A 15727-nucleotide genomic window follows, 5' to 3' on the forward strand; every position below is an offset into this window, starting at 1 on the left:
GACACAGTTCCGGCGACCCATTGCGCGGCATTGCTGCCCAACATTTAAGCAGCACAGACTTCCCCCTTTCAAATCAGGGACTTGGCCTAGTTCTCAGCATCCTGTCCACAACCCGTCCACAATCCTGTCCCGTCCGCGTGTGGATACCTGCCTGCCCATTTTTCAAGCAGCGGCGGCAACTCCCTTTGCGATCAACGAGTTAGGACACGTATCCGGTGGGTATCCACAAGTGCTCCACAGTCCTGTCCTGCGCGGCTGTGGACAGCCGGTGCGGGGCCGGCACAACGCTCGGTGACAGGTGTGATGCAGGTGGCTTGCCGCGCGCGAACGCGCGCGGTAGAGTGGCGCCTGATTTTTTCGAGCATTGCCGCTGCGCGCTATCGGGCCGGAAATTTCCGAGAGAGTTGTACGAGAGTCGTACGAGAGCGCGCATCAAAGGCTGCCAAGGTCTGCAGTTTCGTTCGTTTCGGGTCTGTCTTCGTAGTCGAATCGGGGGTCCACGTGTTTTCCATCATTCAAGCGGCCGGCTGGCCGATCTGGCCGCTGCTGCTCGCCTCGGTCATCGCGCTGGCGTTGATCGTCGAACGTTTCCTCTCCCTCAAGCGCAGCAAGGTGCTGCCGCCGAAGTTATACGAGGAAGCGCTGTCCGCCGCGCAACAGCGCCGCGCCACGCCCGAGGTCGTCAACACCCTCGAGAAGAATTCCCCGCTGGGCCGCATCCTGGCCGCTGGCCTGCGCCACGTCGTGCTGCAGCCGCATACCTCGCGCGATGCCGCCAAGGATGTGGTCGAGGAAGCGGGCCGCGCAGTGGCGCATGACCTCGAGCGCTACCTGAACGCGCTCGGCACCATCGCCTCCGTCGCGCCGCTGATGGGCCTGCTCGGCACCGTGATCGGCATGATCGAGATCTTCGGTCACCAGAACGGCACCGGCGCCAATCCGGAACAGCTCGCGCACGGCATTTCGGTCGCGCTCTACAACACCGCGTTCGGTCTGATCGTGGCGATTCCCGCGCTGATCTTCTGGCGCTATTTCCGCCGCCGCGTGGACGACTACGTGGCCGAGCTGGAATTCCGCGCGACCACGTTCCTCGACGCCATCCTGCCGCAACGGCGCTCGTAAGCGCGCGGGAGCACGCCATGCACTTCCGTTCCCGCCAGCGGCGCGAGGAGCCGGAGATCAACCTGATCCCGCTCATCGACGTACTGCTCGTGATCCTGATCTTCCTGATGATCACGACCACTTATTCGCGCTTCACCGAGCTGCAGATCCAGTTGCCGACCGCGGACGCCGAGCGCGCCCAGCAGCGGCCGGCCGAGATCGTCGTCTCGGTGTCCTCGCGCGGCGTTTATTCCATCAACAAGCAGGTGCTCGAGCAGAAGGACGTGACGAGCCTGGCCGATCAGCTGCGTAACGCGGCCGGTCCCGCCGGCAACGGGCCGCCGCCCGTTGTCATCGTCAACGCCGATGCCCAGGCCACGCACCAGGCGGTGATCAACGTGATGGAGGCCGCGCGTGTGGCCGGGCTGTCGCGGCTGACCTTCGCCACGCAGAGCGCGCAACCGCGCTGATTGGCTTTGCTCCCCTCTCCCTGTGGGAGAGGGAAACATCGCGGGTCGTTGTACCATTCGGGCATCGTCGATCTTTGACCGCGCCGCCCGCCCCTCCGACCCACCCCTGATGCCCGCTCCCCGACACGCCCTCGCCGCCTTCGTCACCGACCAGTGGCAACGCCGCAGCTGGTTCGCCTGGCTGATGCTGCCGTTCTCGCTGCTGTTCGGCGTGATCGCGCGCGTGCGCCGGCATGGCTATCTGCACGGCTGGTTCCGCTCGACGCGGCTGCCGATGCCGGTGGTCGTGGTCGGCAACGTGACCGTGGGTGGCACCGGCAAGACGCCGGCCGTGATCGCGCTCGCGCAGGCGCTCACCGAAGCCGGCCTGCGCCCCGGCGTGGTGTCGCGCGGCTACGGCGTCAAGCTCACGCATCCGCGACGCGTCAAACCCAGCTCGTGCGCGGCCGACGTCGGCGACGAGCCATTGCTGATCGCGCGCGCCACCGAGGTCCCGGTGTGGGTGTTTCCCGACCGCGCGCTATGCGCGCAGACCATGCTGGTCTCGCACCCCGGCGTCAACGTGCTGCTGCTCGACGACGGCCTGCAGCACTATCGCCTGCAGCGCGATTTCGAGATCGTGATGTTCGATGGCCGCATGGGCGGCAACGGCCTGCTGTTGCCGGCGGGCCCGCTGCGCGAACCGCTGTCGCGGCCGCGTGACGCCACGCTGATCAACGATCCACATTTCCGCGCCACGCCTGACAAGCCCGACGTCTACGGCATGCGGCTGGAGCTCGACGTGGCCTGGCAGCTCTCCGATCCGACCATGACGCGACCGGTCTCGGCTTTCGCGGGCCGGCGCGTACTCGCGGCCGCCGGCATCGGCAACCCGGAACGGTTCTTTGCCAGCCTGCGCCAGGCCGGCCTGACCCCGTCCACGCTGCCGCTGCCCGACCACTATGACTTTGCCGAGGACCCGTTCGCCACGCATCCGGCCGCCATCGACGCGGAGGTGATCCTGATCACCGAGAAGGATGCCGTAAAATGCGAGCGCTCCGAGTACCATGGCGACCCGCGCATCTGGGTCGTCGCTACCACGCCCGTGATCGACGCGGGCCTCATCGATAAAATCCGCCGCGCCGTACTGGCGCGCGCGCCGGCCGTTGCCACGCCCGTGACTACCGGGCAGGCCGGCCTAGACAAGGAACACCAGGATGGACAACCGGCTGCTTGAGATCCTCGTTTGCCCGCTGTGCAAGAGCAAACTGGAATACAACCGCGCTGCCCAGGAGCTGATCTGCCACGTGGACAAGCTCGCATATCCGATCCGTGACGGCATTCCCGTCATGCTCGCCGACGAGGCGCGCCAGACCGTGCCCGGCCGCGTGATCGAATCCACCACGCCGAACGCGGGGAGCGACAGCAGCAACGCGTAAGCGCGTTCGCCTGCCGAGCTGCCCGTCCGCTGCCGCGCCGCGCGCCGCGCCCGTCATTCAGTCGTCGCCATTTCAGCCATGACCATTCCCGACTTTACCGTCGTCATTCCGGCGCGCATGGCCTCCACGCGCCTGCCGGACAAGCCACTGGCCGATATCGGCGGCCATCCGATGATCGTGCGCGTGGCCGAACGCGCGCATGCCTCGTCCGCGCGCCGCACGGTCGTCGCCACCGATGCGCCGGCTGTGGCCGAAGCCTGCGCCGCGCGCGGCGTCGAGGCCGTGCTCACGCGCGCCGATCATCCGTCCGGCACCGACCGCCTGGCCGAAGTGGCCACGCTGCTCGGCCTGCCCGATGACGCGATCGTGGTCAACGTGCAGGGCGACGAACCGCTGATCGACCCGTTGCTGATCGACGAAGTGGCGCTGCACCTGGCCGCGCACCCCGACTGCGCGATCGCCACAGCCGCGCATCCGCTCGACGATATCGCCGACGTGTTCAACCCGAACGTGGTCAAGGTGGTGTGCGACGCGGCGGGCCGCGCGCTGTATTTTTCGCGCGCACCCATCCCGTGGTCGCGCGATGCCTGGTCGGCCGTGCCGACGCAGCCGGCCGCTGGCGCCCAGGTGGCGCTGCCCGCGATGCCCGTGCTCCGACATATCGGCCTGTATGCGTATCGCGCGGGCTTTCTGCGCCGCTTTCCCACGCTGGCCGCCGCGCCGCTGGAGCAGACCGAAGCGCTCGAGCAGTTGCGCGCGATGTGGCACGGCGAGCGGATCGGCGTACTGGTCACGGCTTCCGCACCGGCACCCGGTGTCGATACGCCCGCCGATCTGGAACGCGTGCGCGCGCTCTGGGCAACCGGCGCGGCGCAGGAAGGCCCCTGACTCGATTCCTCCGCTCAAGTTCACACTGCTGCAACCGAAGCGAGGGCCGAATCCGCGCGGCCCATGGCATAATGCCTGCCGAAACAGAGCCTGCGCCGCGCGCTAGCGCGCATCGCACAAGGCTCGGTGGGGAGATAGAACGAGCCGGTCCGGCAGATGCCATCGTTGGGACATGATTGCGCCATGGGTGCGCCATGGGTGCTTTAGGGTTGCAACATGACTACGTCATGGGGTTTTCCATGAGATGCGCCTGCCGTAAGTCCCGCGTCAAGCTGCGGCGGTACCCTCCTTCGAAGTCTCCCGCTTTACCAGATTCCAAAAACTTCTGAGGACCCGTAAATGCGTTTGATCCTGTTGGGCGCGCCCGGCGCCGGCAAAGGCACGCAAGCCAAATTCATCTGCGAAAAATTTGGCATTCCGCAAATCTCGACGGGCGACATGCTGCGCGCCGCCGTCAAGGCCGGCACGCCGCTCGGCCTGGAAGCCAAGAAGGTGATGGACGCGGGCGGTCTGGTGTCCGACGACATCATCATCGGTCTGGTCAAGGATCGCCTGAAGGAATGCGACTGCGATCAGGGCTACCTGTTCGACGGCTTCCCGCGCACGATTCCGCAGGCTGAAGCGATGAAGGAAGCCGGCGTCGCCATCGACTACGTGCTGGAGATCGACGTGCCGTTCGACGCGATCATCGAACGCATGAGCGGCCGCCGCGTACATGCCGCTTCCGGCCGCACCTACCACGTCAAGTACAACCCGCCCAAGACCGAGAACGTGGACGACGTCACGGGCGAGCCGCTGATCCAGCGCGACGACGACAAGGAAGAAACCGTGCGCAAGCGCCTGGACGTGTATGCCAAGCAGACGCGCCCGCTGGTCGACTACTACTCGAACTGGGCCACCAACGGCGACGCCTCGGCCAAGGTTGCCGCGCCAAAGTATCGCAAGATCTCGGGCCTCGGCGACGTGGACAAGATCACCGCCAGCGTGTTCGACGCGCTCAAGTAATCTCCGCCGCGCCAGAGAAAAAGCGATCCGTCCGGGTCGCTTTTTTTTCGTCCGCGCGCGCGTTCCACCTTTCGGCCACACCGAAGCCGCCGTAGAATTCCTCTTGATTGACGTATACGTAAATCAAACGTAACCGGCGCAACGATAACAAGAGGAAGACACGGTATGGACATTCAGGGCAACGTATTCATCGTCACGGGCGGCGCGTCCGGACTCGGCGCGGGCGCCGCGCGCATGTTCGCGGAGAACGGCGGCAAGGTCGTGATCGCGGATCTCAACGACACCGCGGGTCTGGCACTGGCCAAGGAGCTCGATGGCGCGTTCGTGCGCTGCGATGTCACGTCCGAGGCCAACGGTCAGGCCGTGGTCACCGCGGCGCAGGCGATGGGCCGGCTGGGCGGGCTCGTGAACTGCGCGGGCATCGCCACGGCCGCCAAGACGGTCGGCAAGAACGGCCCGCATCCGCTCGACCAGTTCGAGAAGACCATCCGCATCAACCTGATCGGCACCTTCAACATGATCCGGCTGGCCGCCGCGGCGATGGTGCAGAACACGCCGGACGCGGAAGGCGAGCGCGGCGTGATTGTGAACACCGCGTCGGTGGCTGCCTACGACGGCCAGATCGGCCAGGCCGCGTATGCGGCCTCGAAAGGCGGCGTGGTGTCGATGACGCTGGCGATCGCACGCGATCTGGCGCGCGACGGCGTGCGCTGCATGACCGTTGCGCCGGGCATTTTCGAGACGCCGATGCTGCTGGGCATGCCGCAGGAAGTCCAGGATGCACTGGGCCGCATGGTGCCGTTCCCTTCGCGTCTGGGCCGGCCTGTCGAGTACGCGCGGCTCGTGCGTGCAATTGTGGGCAACACCATGCTCAACGGCGAGGTGATCCGCCTCGACGGCGCGATCCGGATGCAGCCGAAATAGTCGACTCCCAATAATCGACTCCCCCCGCGTCACCGACTCGGTCATCGACTCGGTCATCGACTCGATTACCGCGCGGGCAGCAGCATCACGAGCATCGTGCCGGGCGCTGCCGGCGGGATGAAGGTCAACTGCTCGAAGTAGACGACCGTGGGTTCGCCGCTCGGCGCGCGCAAGTGGAATCCCCGCTTGCCGCCCTGCCGCTCTTCAACGTCCTGCGAGTCCCAGGCATCGCGAAACGCGGGACTCGCCGCCTGCAGTCCCGCCACGAGCGCCCGGGTCGGCGCGTCCCCCGCATGGCGCAGGCTATGCGCGCGAAACTCCGCCACGAGGCGCGCCGCGCGATGCGGCCAGTCCTCGACGCGCGCCTGCAGACGCGGCGACAGGAACATCGCGCGTAGCAGGTTGCGATCGTCGCTCCCCGTATCGAGCCACCCCACGAACAGATCGGCGGCCGCCGCGTTCCACGTTAGCGCCGTCCATTGGCGGTCGAGCAGATACGCGGGGCCCGCGATCGCCTGCACGCTCTCGAGGAGCGCGGCCGGCACGGACGGATCGGCCGCGGCGCGCGGCTCCGCCTTGCCCGCGAGCGCGAACAGATAGGCGCGCTCGGCCCGCGAGAGCCGCAATGCCTGCGCGAGCCCGTCGAGCGCGCGCGCGGACATCGCCACGGGCCGGCCCTGCTCGAGCCACGTGACCCATGTGGCGCTGAGTCCCGCGAGCTGGGCGACTTCTTCGCGGCGCAGCCCCGGTGTCCGGCGGCGCCGACCCGGCGGCAGGCCGACGTCGGCCGGCGTCAGCCGCTCGCGATGGTTGCGGAGGAACGTGCCGAGCGCGCTGTCTTTTGACGAAAACTCGGACGAAAACTCGGACGAAAACTCGGATGAAAGCGCGACGGAAGGGGCTTCGGGATCCATTGGGTGGTGCGATTTATACCAGGATAAAGCAGTGAGTTGTACCGGGACAATTGGGCATCTACAGTACGTGAAGGCTGCCGCTCCGGCAACTGCCGCCACCCTTCCCACAAGAACAAGGTCGATCGTCATGCAACAACAGGAACTCGTCGCCGCCCAGTTCGGCGCCACCGCCAATGCCTACCTCACGAGCGCGGTCCACGCCCAGGGCGCGGATCTGACGCAACTGAAGGAGACGCTCGGCAAGCTGGAGGCGGTACGCGCCGGTCGTGTGCTCGATCTGGGCTGCGGGGCCGGCCATGCGAGCTTTGCCGCCGCCGCAGTGGCCGGCGAGGTCGTCGCCTACGACCTGTCCTCGGAAATGCTCGACGTGGTCGCCGGCGCCGCGCGCGATCGCGGCCTTGCGAATGTCCGCACGCAACAGGGCGCGGCCGAGACGCTGCCGTTCGCCGACGCGAGCTTCGATGCCGTGGTCTCGCGCATGAGCGCGCATCACTGGCGCGACGTGCCGGCCGCGCTGCGCGAGATGCGGCGCGTATTGAAGCCGGGCGGCACGGTCATGATGATCGATATCGCCGGCGCGGAAGATCCACTCTGCGATACGTGGCTGCAATCGGTCGAACTGCTGCGCGACCCGTCGCATATCCGCGACTACTCGCCCACGGTGTGGCAGCAGATGTTCGAGGCGGCCGGGTTCGGCGTCGCGGTGGCGCCGCTCTGGCATATCGACCTCGAGTTCGACACCTGGGTCGCGCGCATGCGCACGCCCGACGTCGCCATCGCGGCCATTCGCCACCTGTGGACCAAGGCGCCCGGCGAGGTCGTCGAGCGCTATCGCGTCAAGCCCGACGGCAGTTTCTCGCTCGAAACGATGATGCTGACCGCCAAGGCGCCCTGATCAGGCCGCCATCGCCTCGGCCGGGATCGGCAGGTTCTGGATCATGTTCCAGACCGCCGCGGCCGCGGGCGACAGCGAGCGATCCTCGCGACGGACCATCACGATGCTGCGCTCCTCGCGCGGCACCAGCGGCCGCGATACCAGCGGCGACGCAGCCGGCAACGGCAGCGAGAACGATGGCAGCACCGACGCGCCAATGCCAGCCTCGACCATGCCGAACACGCTGGCCGAGTGGCCAAGCTCCTGCACCACGTGCGGCGTCACGCCATGCCGCGCCAGAATGCGGTCGATCAGCGGCCGGCTACCCGAAGCGAAATCGAGCAACGCGAGCCGCTCGCCGTGGAGCGCGCTCCATGGCACGGTTTCCGCGCCCGCGAGCGGATGATCGCGCCGGCAGACGAAGCAGAACGGATCAGTGGCCAGGTCTGCGATCGTCAGCCCGTCACGCGCCATCGGATCGATCAGCACGCCGAAATCCACAGCGCCCGCCCGAATCTGCTCGAGCCCGTCGGCCTGGACGTTGTCGCGAATAAACAACCGAATCTCGGGATATTCATGCGCGCAGGCGGCCACGTACATCGGCATGAGCCGCGCCGAAATGGTTGGCGCGCTTGCGATGACCACCCGTCCGCGATAGCGCTCGCCCAGTTGCCGCGTCTCCTCGAGCGTGTCATCGAGCTGCCCAAGCAGGCGTTCGAGCGCCGGCACCAGTGCCATTCCCGCATCGGTTAGCACCACTTCACGCGTCGTACGGTCGAGTAACCGCACTCCAAGTGCTTCTTCAAGCTCTTGCACCCCGCGACTAACGGCGGGCTGGGTCAGGCCCACCGCATCGGCGGCCCGGCTGAAACTCCCATGCGCCGCGACGGCCAGGAAGACCCGCAACTGCCGAAGCGTGTAATTCATGCGAACGTTAGATTAATGAATGAAATAAATGAATTTGCATTCTAGACAGCTCTGTCGTCCAATACTAGGCGGAAACCCTTAAGCAATATCCCTAGTCAATGACCACCGCCATCCTCGCGCCTTTCAAAAAGACCTACGACCTGATCGACGGCTTTGTCCTGATCATGTTGTCCGCGATTGCCATCGCGCTGCTCGCCCCCGAAATCGGCACCGGCGACGGCCCGCTGCATCTCGGCATTGTTACCAATATCGGTGTCGCGCTCGTGTTCTTCCTGCACGGCGCCGCGCTCTCTCGCGAGAAGCTCGTCGCGGGGGCGAAGCACTGGCGCCTGCACGCGTTCGTGCAATCGTTCACGTACGTCGTGTTTCCGGTCGTCGGCGTGATCCTGATGCTCACGCTGCGCCAGACCCTGCCCAACGACCTGTTGCTGGGCGTGTTCTATCTTTGCGTGCTGCCGTCCACGGTGTCCTCGTCGGTGGCGATGACCTCGATGGCGCGCGGCAACGTGCCCGGCGCGATCTTCAATGCGACCATCTCTGGCCTGATCGGCATGGCGCTGACGCCGCTGCTGATGGGTCTGGTCATCAGCGCGAGCGGTGCCTCGATGCCGCTGGGCAAAGCGCTCATGGGCGTCGCGCTGCAACTGCTGCTGCCGTTCGCGCTCGGCCAGGCCGCGCGTCCGTTGATCGGCAACTGGCTCGCGAAGAAGAAGCAGATCACCAACAAGATCGACCGTGGCGTGATCGTGCTGATCGTGTATTCCTCGTTCTGCGATGCCACTGCCGCCGGCCTGTGGCACCAGTACCAGTGGCAGACCATTGCCGCCGTGATGGGCCTGGCCGCCGTGCTGCTGCTGGTCGTGCTGGGCGCGACCACGTTCACCGCGCGCCGCCTGAAGTTCCCGATCGAGGACGAGATCACCGCGGTGTTCTGCGGCTCGAAGAAGAGCCTGGCCAACGGTATTCCGATGGCCAAGATCCTGTTTGCCGGTCATCCCGCGCTGGGTCTGCTGGTGCTGCCGCTGATGGTGTATCACCAGCTGCAGTTGATCGTTTGCTCGGTGATCGCGGCCCGCTACGCGAACCGCGAGGACGAGGTGGTGCGCAACCGGTCGACGGTGCGCGCCTGATCGCCTTGCCTTAAACCGAAGGAGCCTTCGCCAGCGGAGGATTCTTCGCGAAGTAGGCCTTGATGCCGCGCAGGATCGCGTTGGCGAGCTGCTCCTGATGGGCATCGTCGTTGAGCTTGCGCTCCTCTTCGGGATTGCTGATGAACGCGGTCTCGACGAGGATCGACGGAATGTCGGGCGCCTTGAGCACCGCGAACGAAGCCTGCTCCACGCTGCCCTTGTGCAGGCGGTTGATACCGCCGATCTCCTTGAGCACCGCGTTGCCGACCTGCAGGCTGTCGTTGATCTGCGCGGTCGTGGAAAGATCCAGCAGCACGCGCGCAACCTGCGCATCCTTGTTGCCCATATTGGCGCCGCCGATCAGATCCGCGGCGTTTTCCTTGTTGGCGAGCCAGCGCGCGGCCGAGCTCGACGCACCGCGCTCCGACAGCGCGAACACCGAGGCGCCCTTCGCTTCGGGCGACAGGAACGCATCGGCGTGGATCGACACGAACAGATCGGCCTGCACGCGGCGCGCCTTCTGCACGCGTACGTTCAGCGGCACGAAAAAATCGGCGTCGCGCGTCATCATCGCGCGCATGTTCGGCTGCGCGTCGATCTTCGCGCGCAGGCGGTGCGCGATCTGCAGCACCACGTTCTTCTCATGCGAACCGGCAGCACCCGTGGCACCGGGGTCCTCGCCCCCGTGACCGGGGTCGATCGCCACCGTCAGCAGACGGCGCAACTTGAACTGGCTGGGCGGCGGCACATTGGTCTGCGCCATCGGCGGCGGCACCGGTACCGCCGGGGCGGCGGACGGTGACGAAGGCGATGGTGTGGGGGGCTTCGGCTTGACCGCTGCCACCGCCGGCGGCAGTGCCGTGGTACCGGTCGGAATCTGATCCTTGTCCTCGAGCTTGCGCACAATCGCGCCGATCGCGTCTTCTTCCGCACCGGCCGGCGCGCCGGACACCCCCTCGTTGCCCGGCGGCGGCGCGCTCGAGGCAAAACGACGCTGTTTGTCCTCGGTATCGCGCACGAGCTTCCATAACGGATCGGGCGCATTCACCGGATACAGGTCGAACACCAGACGGTTGCGATAGTCGCCCACCGGCGCCAGCGTGAACACCTGCGGCGAGACGTCTTCCTTGAGGTCGAACACGAGCCGCACCACGCGCGGCCGGTTCTGGCCGACGCGCACGCTCTGGATATAGGGATCGTTGGAGGCAATCTTGGCGACGATCTCGCGCAACGTCGGCGAGAGGTCGAGCCCGTCGATATCGACCACGAGCCGGTCGGGTCCACGCACCATCTGATGGGTGGCAGCAAGCGCGCTGTCAGACTCGATGGTCACGCGTGTGTAATCTTCGGCGGGCCACACGCGCACCGCGACGATATTGGCGCCAAACGCGATCTGCGGTCCGGCCAGTGTCAGGACGACGGAGCCAGCGCCCAACTTGAGGCACTGCGCCATCCACTTGCGGCGCGCCGTCAGCACACCGTTGGAAGCATTCGGTGCGGTCGAGATATCAGGTCGGTCAGTGGCGATTCGCTTGATCAGCATGCGGTCAGCAAGGTAAGTCCAGTGGGAGTATAGGCCCGCAGGGTGGCCATGCGGGCATCGGCGCCCTCGCCGGCACCGTCCGGCACCGCAATCTGACCGCGGTTGTCCGATTGGAGCAACACATGCAGGTCAGGTTCCCCAAGCAGGCGTCCCGCCTTCTCGGGCCATTCCACCAGATTGAACGCAGGCTCCGCGAAGCAGTCGCGAAAGCCCGCATCGATCCATTCTTCCGGATCGGCAAAACGGTAGAGGTCGAAGTGATAGACCGTGAATGGCGAGCCATCGGCACGTGCCACCTCATACGGTTCGCACAACGTGTAGGTGGGGCTGCGGACCTTGCCGGCATGGCCGAGCGCGCGCAGCACCGCGCGCGAGAGCGTGGTCTTGCCCGCGCCGAGGTCGCCGGAGAGCTGGACGTGGATCGTGCGCGGCGGCAGCGTGCGGGCCGCGCCGGCCAGCGCCGCGCCGAACCGTTCGGTGGCGGCTTCGTCGGGCAGCGCGAGGATGCGTTCTTGGAGCAGGGGCATTGCGTACAATTCGGGGATGACCGAGCAAGCCGTACCCGCGCCAGCCACATCGCCAGCGCCTCAGGGATCCGATACCCGCTGCAGTACCAGCGAAACCGCAACCGCGAGCGCGAGTGCGGACGGGCTGCAGACGCTCGTCGCGTCGATCCGGAGCTGGGGCGCCGAACTCGGTTTCGATGCGGTGCGTATTGCGGATGTCGATCTGAGCCATGCCGAAGCGGGATTGCTGGCATGGATCGCGGCCGGTCATCACGGCGACATGGATTATATGGCGAACCATGGCACGCGTCGCGCGCGGCCAGCCGAACTCGTGCCCGGTACTGTGCGCGCGATCGTCGCGCGCATGCCGTATCTGCCGGCGACCGTCCCGGAAGGTCTCGACACCGGCTGGCGCGCGCACGAACTCGCGCGGCTCGACGACCCAGCCACAGCCGTGATCTCGGTCTACGCGCGGGGTCGCGACTATCACAAGGTCTTGCGCAGCCGCCTGCAGCAGCTGGCAACCCGCATCGAGCAGGAACTCGGCGCGTTCGGCTATCGCGTATTCACTGATTCCGCACCCGTGATGGAGGTCGCGCTCGCGACGCAGGGTGGGCTCGGCTGGCGCGGCAAGCACACGCTGCTGCTCGATCGCGAAGGCGGCTCGATGTTCTTTCTCGGCGAGATCCTCGTCGATATCCCGTTGCCCGCGGACCCGCCCGAGACGCCGCATTGCGGCCAGTGCACGCGCTGCATCGATATCTGTCCGACGCAGGCGATCGTCGCGCCGTACCGCATCGATGCGCGACGCTGCATCTCGTACCTGACCATCGAGCACAAGGGTGCGATTCCCGACGAGCTCCGCGCGCCGATGGGCAATCGCGTCTACGGCTGCGACGATTGCCAGCTCGCGTGCCCGTGGAACAAGTTCGCGCACCGCGCCACGCTGCCGGACTTCGACGTGCGCAACGGTTTCGACGCGCCCGACATGGTCGCGCTGTTCCTGTGGACCGAAGCGGAGTTCAACCAGCGGCTCGAAGGCAGCCCGATCCGGCGCATCGGCCATGAACGGTGGCTGCGCAACCTTGCGGTGGGACTCGGCAACAGCCTGCGCGCGGCATCATCCGGCGGCGATGATGCCGAGGACGCCGATGACGCATTGGCCGCGCGCATCCGCGCCGCGCTGCACGCGCGGCAGCACGAGGCCAGCGAACTGGTGCGCGAGCACGTGGATTGGGCACTGGCGCAGGACGTGGCCGCGCCCTCGTCCGCTAGCTGACCAGCGCCAGCCAGAGCGGCGTGGTGATGATGGCCGCAATGGTCATCACCGAGATCGTCGCGGCGACCAGCGGCCCATTGCCACCCATGCGCACTGCCAGGATGTATGCGCTCGAGGCCGTCGGCAGCGAAGCGTAGAGCACCACGATCTGATACTGCAGCGTGGTCAGCGGCAGATAGCGGCCGACGAACCATGCGAAGCACGGCATCGCCAGCAGCTTCACGCCACTCCACCATGCCATCGGCCCCGCGGTGGCCGATGCCCCCGTCATCTGCAGGCCGGCGCCCACGGTCATCAAACCGAGCGCGGTCGACGCCGAGCCTAGGCGGCCGAGGATCATGCCGACCACCTCGGGCGGATGCAGCCCCAGCACGTTGGTCAGCAGGCCACCCGCGGTGGCGAGGATCAGCGGATTGCGCGCGAGCTCGCGCCACAGCCGCGACTCGCCATGCCGCGCGAGCGCCCAGACCGCCACGACGTTGCAGATCGGCACCGAGCAGCCGACGATGATGGCCATCAGCGCGAGGCCTTCGTTGCCGCCCAGACGCGCCGCAATCGCGAGCGCGATATACGAGTTGAAGCGGAATGCGGTCTGCAATCCGGACGCGAAGTCGATCGCATCGGGCCGCAGCACCCATTTGACGAGGTAGCCGCCGACCATGCCGAACGCGGTCGTGGCAAGCGCCAGGCCCAGCATGGCCGAGGTCGACGAGAAATCGAATTTCGCGCTGTTGGTGGACTGCAGCAGCAGCGCCGGGAACAACACGAAGTAGACGAGGCGTTCGATGCCCGCCCAGAATGCGCGGTCGAACGGCGAGTACCGCACCAGCAGCCAGCCGATCAGGATCAGGCTGAAATCTGGAATCAACAGCAAGGCGGATGACATGGGTCTCCGGATGTCGTGTTTTCGTTATATGCCGTGTCGTCTGTAGCGCACGTTTTCTGTTGCACTGCGCCAAAATGCCAAAAGTGCGGCTTAGGGCAGATACGGATGGGTATTGTTCCAGAGATCGGGCAACATGGCATGCCGAATTTTGTTTTCGGATGTCCGATCAACCATACATTTGTGCGTAGATCGGCACATCCGCTGTACCGTGGTAGCCATGTTGTCTGCGTTCCGTTTCTCGTCTCGCGTCCTGCCTCGTGCCGCCTTGCTCGGCGCGGCGGTGGCGTTCGCCGCGTGCGTGCTGCCCGCCAGCGCGGGCGAGATCGAGGGCGTGCGCTTCGACGACGCGACGCGGCTCGGCGGCAAGGAGTTGCCGCTCAACGGTGCGGGCCTGCGCTCGATGTTCGTGATCAAGGGTTACGTCGCCGCGCTGTATCTGCCCGAACGCGCGCGCAACGCGACGCTGGCGCTCGGCACGCAGGGGCCCAAGCGGCTACAGATCCGGCCGCTGCGCGAAGTGGATGCCGACACGTTCATCAAGGCGTTCAGCGAAGGCATACGCGAAAACCACAGCGAACTGCAGTTCCGGATGCTGTCGGACCGGCTGACCCAGTTCGCGCAGACCATGAACCAGGTGGGCACCGCGCGCCGCGGCGACATCATCAATTTCGACTTCACCCCGGACACCGGGACCGTCGTGGCCATGAATGGCATTCCACGCGGCCGGCCGATTCCGGGCGAGGATTTCTACCAGGCGGTGCTGCGCATCTACCTGGGCGAGCATCCGGTGGACCGCGACCTCAAGCGCGGACTGCTGGGCGACTGAACACGCATTCAACCGGAGACACCCTCTCATGCAAGCTGGCAAAACCGCTTTGTTCCTGGCCCTCGCGGCCTCGGCTACCCTGCCGACCATTGCGCAGGCACAGTCCTACCCGACCAAGCCGATCCGCCTGATTATCCCGTTCGCGCCCGGTGGCACGACGGATATCGTGGGCCGCGGCGTGGCCGACCAGATGAGCAAGATCCTCGGTCAGCCGGTGGTGGTGGAGAACCGCGCCGGTGGCGGTGGCTCGATTGGCGCCGACGCGATCGCGAAGGCCCCGCCCGATGGTTACACCATCGGCATCTCGACGGTGTCGACGATGGCGGTGAACCCGGCCTGCAATCCCAAGCTGTCGTACGACCCGATCAAGGACCTGAAGCCGATCGCCAACGTCGCCAACGTGGCCAACGTGATCGCCGTGAACCCGAACTTCCCGGCCAAGGACTACAAGGAATTCATCGCGGTGCTCAAGGCCAACCCGGGCAAGTACTCGTACGCGTCGTCGGGTACCTGCGGCTTCGGTCACATGCTCGGCGAGCAGTTCAAGGTCTCGACCAAGACTTTCATCGTCCATATCCCGTATCGCGGCGCGGGCCCCGCGCTGAACGACGTGCTGGCGGGCCAGGTGCCCATCATGGTGGACAACCTGCCGTCGTCGATGCCGTACATCAAGGCCGGCAAGCTGCGCCCGCTGGTCGTGGCATGGAACAAGCGCATCGAGGGCCTGCCCGACGTGCCGACCTTTGGCGAACTGGGTCTGAAGGAGCCGAACGATCCGGCCTGGTACGGTCTGGTGGCACCGGCCAACACGCCTGACGACATCATCAACAAGCTCAATGCCGCAGTCGTGAAGGCGCTGCAGGACAAGGGCTTCGCGGACCGCCTGCATGCGGCCGGCGCCGAACCGTCGGGCAACACGCCGGCGCAGCACGCGGCCGAGATCAAGAAGGAATTCGAGAAGATGAAGAACCTGGTCAAGGTGCAGAACATCAAGCTCGAGCAGTAACGCCGTATTGGTTTTCGGCAGGCAGGATCA

Annotated in this window: 17 protein-coding genes; 12 read left to right on the top strand and 5 right to left on the bottom strand. The window is 66.2% G+C overall.

Features of this window, described 5'->3' with window-relative positions:
• Positions 1 to 501 precede the first annotated feature (501 nt).
• From LDO41_RS09160 to LDO41_RS09190, 7 genes are all read left to right on the top strand, one after another.
• Positions 502 to 1122 carry a MotA/TolQ/ExbB proton channel family protein gene (locus LDO41_RS09160; RefSeq protein ID WP_223985240.1) on the top strand — a complete coding sequence of 207 codons (621 nt, stop codon included), beginning with the start codon at positions 502 to 504 and terminating at the stop codon, positions 1120 to 1122.
• A gap of 17 nt (positions 1123 to 1139) precedes the next feature.
• Positions 1140 to 1571 carry an ExbD/TolR family protein gene (locus tag LDO41_RS09165; RefSeq protein ID WP_223985242.1) on the top strand — a complete coding sequence of 144 codons (432 nt, stop codon included), beginning with the start codon at positions 1140 to 1142 and terminating at the stop codon, positions 1569 to 1571.
• Positions 1572 to 1680: 109 nt separating this feature from the next.
• Positions 1681 to 2787, top strand: coding sequence for a tetraacyldisaccharide 4'-kinase (gene lpxK / locus LDO41_RS09170; RefSeq protein WP_223985244.1), 1107 nt, complete (start codon positions 1681 to 1683; stop codon positions 2785 to 2787).
• Complete coding sequence (locus LDO41_RS09175) at positions 2768 to 2989, top strand: Trm112 family protein (RefSeq protein ID WP_223985247.1); 222 nt, start codon at positions 2768 to 2770, stop codon at positions 2987 to 2989. The genes lpxK and LDO41_RS09175 overlap by 20 nt, the downstream gene beginning before the upstream one ends.
• Positions 2990 to 3067: 78 nt before the next feature.
• A complete protein-coding gene (gene kdsB / locus LDO41_RS09180) occupies positions 3068 to 3877 on the top strand; it encodes a 3-deoxy-manno-octulosonate cytidylyltransferase (RefSeq protein WP_223985250.1) in 810 nt (269 codons plus the stop codon).
• 339 nt (positions 3878 to 4216) lie between these two features.
• The gene (gene adk / locus LDO41_RS09185; RefSeq protein WP_223985267.1) at positions 4217 to 4882 is read left to right on the top strand and encodes an adenylate kinase; all 666 of its coding nucleotides are present in this window, start codon (positions 4217 to 4219) and stop codon (positions 4880 to 4882) included.
• Positions 4883 to 5047: 165 nt separating this feature from the next.
• Positions 5048 to 5806 carry an SDR family NAD(P)-dependent oxidoreductase gene (locus LDO41_RS09190; protein ID WP_223985268.1) on the top strand — a complete coding sequence of 253 codons (759 nt, stop codon included), beginning with the start codon at positions 5048 to 5050 and terminating at the stop codon, positions 5804 to 5806.
• A 65-nt stretch (positions 5807 to 5871) separates the two neighbouring features.
• Here LDO41_RS09190 and LDO41_RS09195 read toward each other — a convergent pair whose 3' ends face one another.
• Positions 5872 to 6720 (bottom strand): helix-turn-helix transcriptional regulator, encoded by an 849-nt coding sequence (locus LDO41_RS09195; protein ID WP_223985270.1) that lies wholly within the window; start codon positions 6718 to 6720, stop codon positions 5872 to 5874.
• Positions 6721 to 6847: 127 nt separating this feature from the next.
• Here LDO41_RS09195 and LDO41_RS09200 point away from each other — a divergent pair, with 127 nt between their 5' ends.
• The gene (locus LDO41_RS09200; RefSeq protein ID WP_223985272.1) at positions 6848 to 7615 is read left to right on the top strand and encodes a class I SAM-dependent methyltransferase; all 768 of its coding nucleotides are present in this window, start codon (positions 6848 to 6850) and stop codon (positions 7613 to 7615) included.
• On the opposite strand, the gene LDO41_RS09205 is transcribed toward LDO41_RS09200, so the two are convergent.
• Positions 7616 to 8521, bottom strand: coding sequence for a LysR family transcriptional regulator (locus LDO41_RS09205; RefSeq protein WP_223985274.1), 906 nt, complete (start codon positions 8519 to 8521; stop codon positions 7616 to 7618). It abuts the gene before it with no gap.
• Between the two features lie 98 nt (positions 8522 to 8619).
• Between LDO41_RS09205 and LDO41_RS09210 the strand changes: the two genes are divergently transcribed.
• Complete coding sequence (locus LDO41_RS09210) at positions 8620 to 9651, top strand: bile acid:sodium symporter family protein (protein ID WP_223985277.1); 1032 nt, start codon at positions 8620 to 8622, stop codon at positions 9649 to 9651.
• 10 nt (positions 9652 to 9661) lie between these two features.
• On the opposite strand, the gene LDO41_RS09215 is transcribed toward LDO41_RS09210, so the two are convergent.
• Entirely contained in the window at positions 9662 to 11194 is a 1533-nt protein-coding gene (locus LDO41_RS09215) for an N-acetylmuramoyl-L-alanine amidase (RefSeq protein ID WP_223985280.1), read from the bottom strand.
• A complete protein-coding gene (gene tsaE / locus LDO41_RS09220) occupies positions 11188 to 11721 on the bottom strand; it encodes a tRNA (adenosine(37)-N6)-threonylcarbamoyltransferase complex ATPase subunit type 1 TsaE (RefSeq protein ID WP_223985285.1) in 534 nt (177 codons plus the stop codon). The genes LDO41_RS09215 and tsaE overlap by 7 nt, the downstream gene beginning before the upstream one ends.
• A 16-nt stretch (positions 11722 to 11737) precedes the next feature.
• On the opposite strand from tsaE, the gene queG reads away from it, so the two are divergent.
• A complete protein-coding gene (gene queG / locus LDO41_RS09225) occupies positions 11738 to 12979 on the top strand; it encodes a tRNA epoxyqueuosine(34) reductase QueG (protein ID WP_223985293.1) in 1242 nt (413 codons plus the stop codon).
• Here the strand turns inward: queG and LDO41_RS09230 are convergent.
• On the bottom strand, positions 12972 to 13865 hold the full coding sequence (locus LDO41_RS09230) for an AEC family transporter (protein ID WP_223985296.1): 894 nt from the start codon (positions 13863 to 13865) through the stop codon (positions 12972 to 12974). The two genes, queG and LDO41_RS09230, sit on opposite strands and share 8 nt — an antisense overlap.
• Before the next feature lie 217 nt (positions 13866 to 14082).
• On the opposite strand from LDO41_RS09230, the gene LDO41_RS09235 reads away from it, so the two are divergent.
• Together LDO41_RS09235 and LDO41_RS09240 are read left to right on the top strand one after the other, a co-directional pair.
• Positions 14083 to 14691, top strand: a complete 609-nt coding sequence (locus LDO41_RS09235; protein WP_223985299.1) for a chalcone isomerase family protein — start codon at positions 14083 to 14085, stop codon at positions 14689 to 14691.
• Between the two features lie 28 nt (positions 14692 to 14719).
• Positions 14720 to 15697 carry a tripartite tricarboxylate transporter substrate binding protein BugE gene (locus LDO41_RS09240; RefSeq protein WP_223985302.1) on the top strand — a complete coding sequence of 326 codons (978 nt, stop codon included), beginning with the start codon at positions 14720 to 14722 and terminating at the stop codon, positions 15695 to 15697.
• The last annotated feature ends 30 nt before the right edge of the window (positions 15698 to 15727 follow it).

Origin of the sequence: Cupriavidus pampae, from assembly GCF_914271485.1 — a bacterium.
Classification (GTDB): Bacteria; Pseudomonadota; Gammaproteobacteria; order Burkholderiales; family Burkholderiaceae; genus Cupriavidus; species Cupriavidus pampae.

Excerpts from the sequence above, each read along its gene's own strand:
- LDO41_RS09190 (WP_223985268.1), top strand. The coding sequence starts at position 5,048 with ATGGACATTCAGGGCAACGTATTCATCGTCACGGGCGGCGCGTCCGGA.
- LDO41_RS09205 (WP_223985274.1), bottom strand. The coding sequence starts at position 8,521 with ATGAATTACACGCTTCGGCAGTTGCGGGTCTTCCTGGCCGTCGCGGCG.
- LDO41_RS09200 (WP_223985272.1), top strand. The coding sequence starts at position 6,848 with ATGCAACAACAGGAACTCGTCGCCGCCCAGTTCGGCGCCACCGCCAAT.
- kdsB (WP_223985250.1), top strand. The coding sequence starts at position 3,068 with ATGACCATTCCCGACTTTACCGTCGTCATTCCGGCGCGCATGGCCTCC.
- adk (WP_223985267.1), top strand. The coding sequence starts at position 4,217 with ATGCGTTTGATCCTGTTGGGCGCGCCCGGCGCCGGCAAAGGCACGCAA.
- LDO41_RS09210 (WP_223985277.1), top strand. The coding sequence starts at position 8,620 with ATGACCACCGCCATCCTCGCGCCTTTCAAAAAGACCTACGACCTGATC.
- LDO41_RS09215 (WP_223985280.1), bottom strand. The coding sequence starts at position 11,194 with ATGCTGATCAAGCGAATCGCCACTGACCGACCTGATATCTCGACCGCA.
- LDO41_RS09230 (WP_223985296.1), bottom strand. The coding sequence starts at position 13,865 with ATGTCATCCGCCTTGCTGTTGATTCCAGATTTCAGCCTGATCCTGATC.
- LDO41_RS09195 (WP_223985270.1), bottom strand. The coding sequence starts at position 6,720 with ATGGATCCCGAAGCCCCTTCCGTCGCGCTTTCATCCGAGTTTTCGTCC.
- tsaE (WP_223985285.1), bottom strand. The coding sequence starts at position 11,721 with ATGCCCCTGCTCCAAGAACGCATCCTCGCGCTGCCCGACGAAGCCGCC.
- queG (WP_223985293.1), top strand. The coding sequence starts at position 11,738 with ATGACCGAGCAAGCCGTACCCGCGCCAGCCACATCGCCAGCGCCTCAG.
- LDO41_RS09240 (WP_223985302.1), top strand. The coding sequence starts at position 14,720 with ATGCAAGCTGGCAAAACCGCTTTGTTCCTGGCCCTCGCGGCCTCGGCT.
- LDO41_RS09175 (WP_223985247.1), top strand. The coding sequence starts at position 2,768 with ATGGACAACCGGCTGCTTGAGATCCTCGTTTGCCCGCTGTGCAAGAGC.
- LDO41_RS09165 (WP_223985242.1), top strand. The coding sequence starts at position 1,140 with ATGCACTTCCGTTCCCGCCAGCGGCGCGAGGAGCCGGAGATCAACCTG.
- LDO41_RS09235 (WP_223985299.1), top strand. The coding sequence starts at position 14,083 with ATGTTGTCTGCGTTCCGTTTCTCGTCTCGCGTCCTGCCTCGTGCCGCC.
- lpxK (WP_223985244.1), top strand. The coding sequence starts at position 1,681 with ATGCCCGCTCCCCGACACGCCCTCGCCGCCTTCGTCACCGACCAGTGG.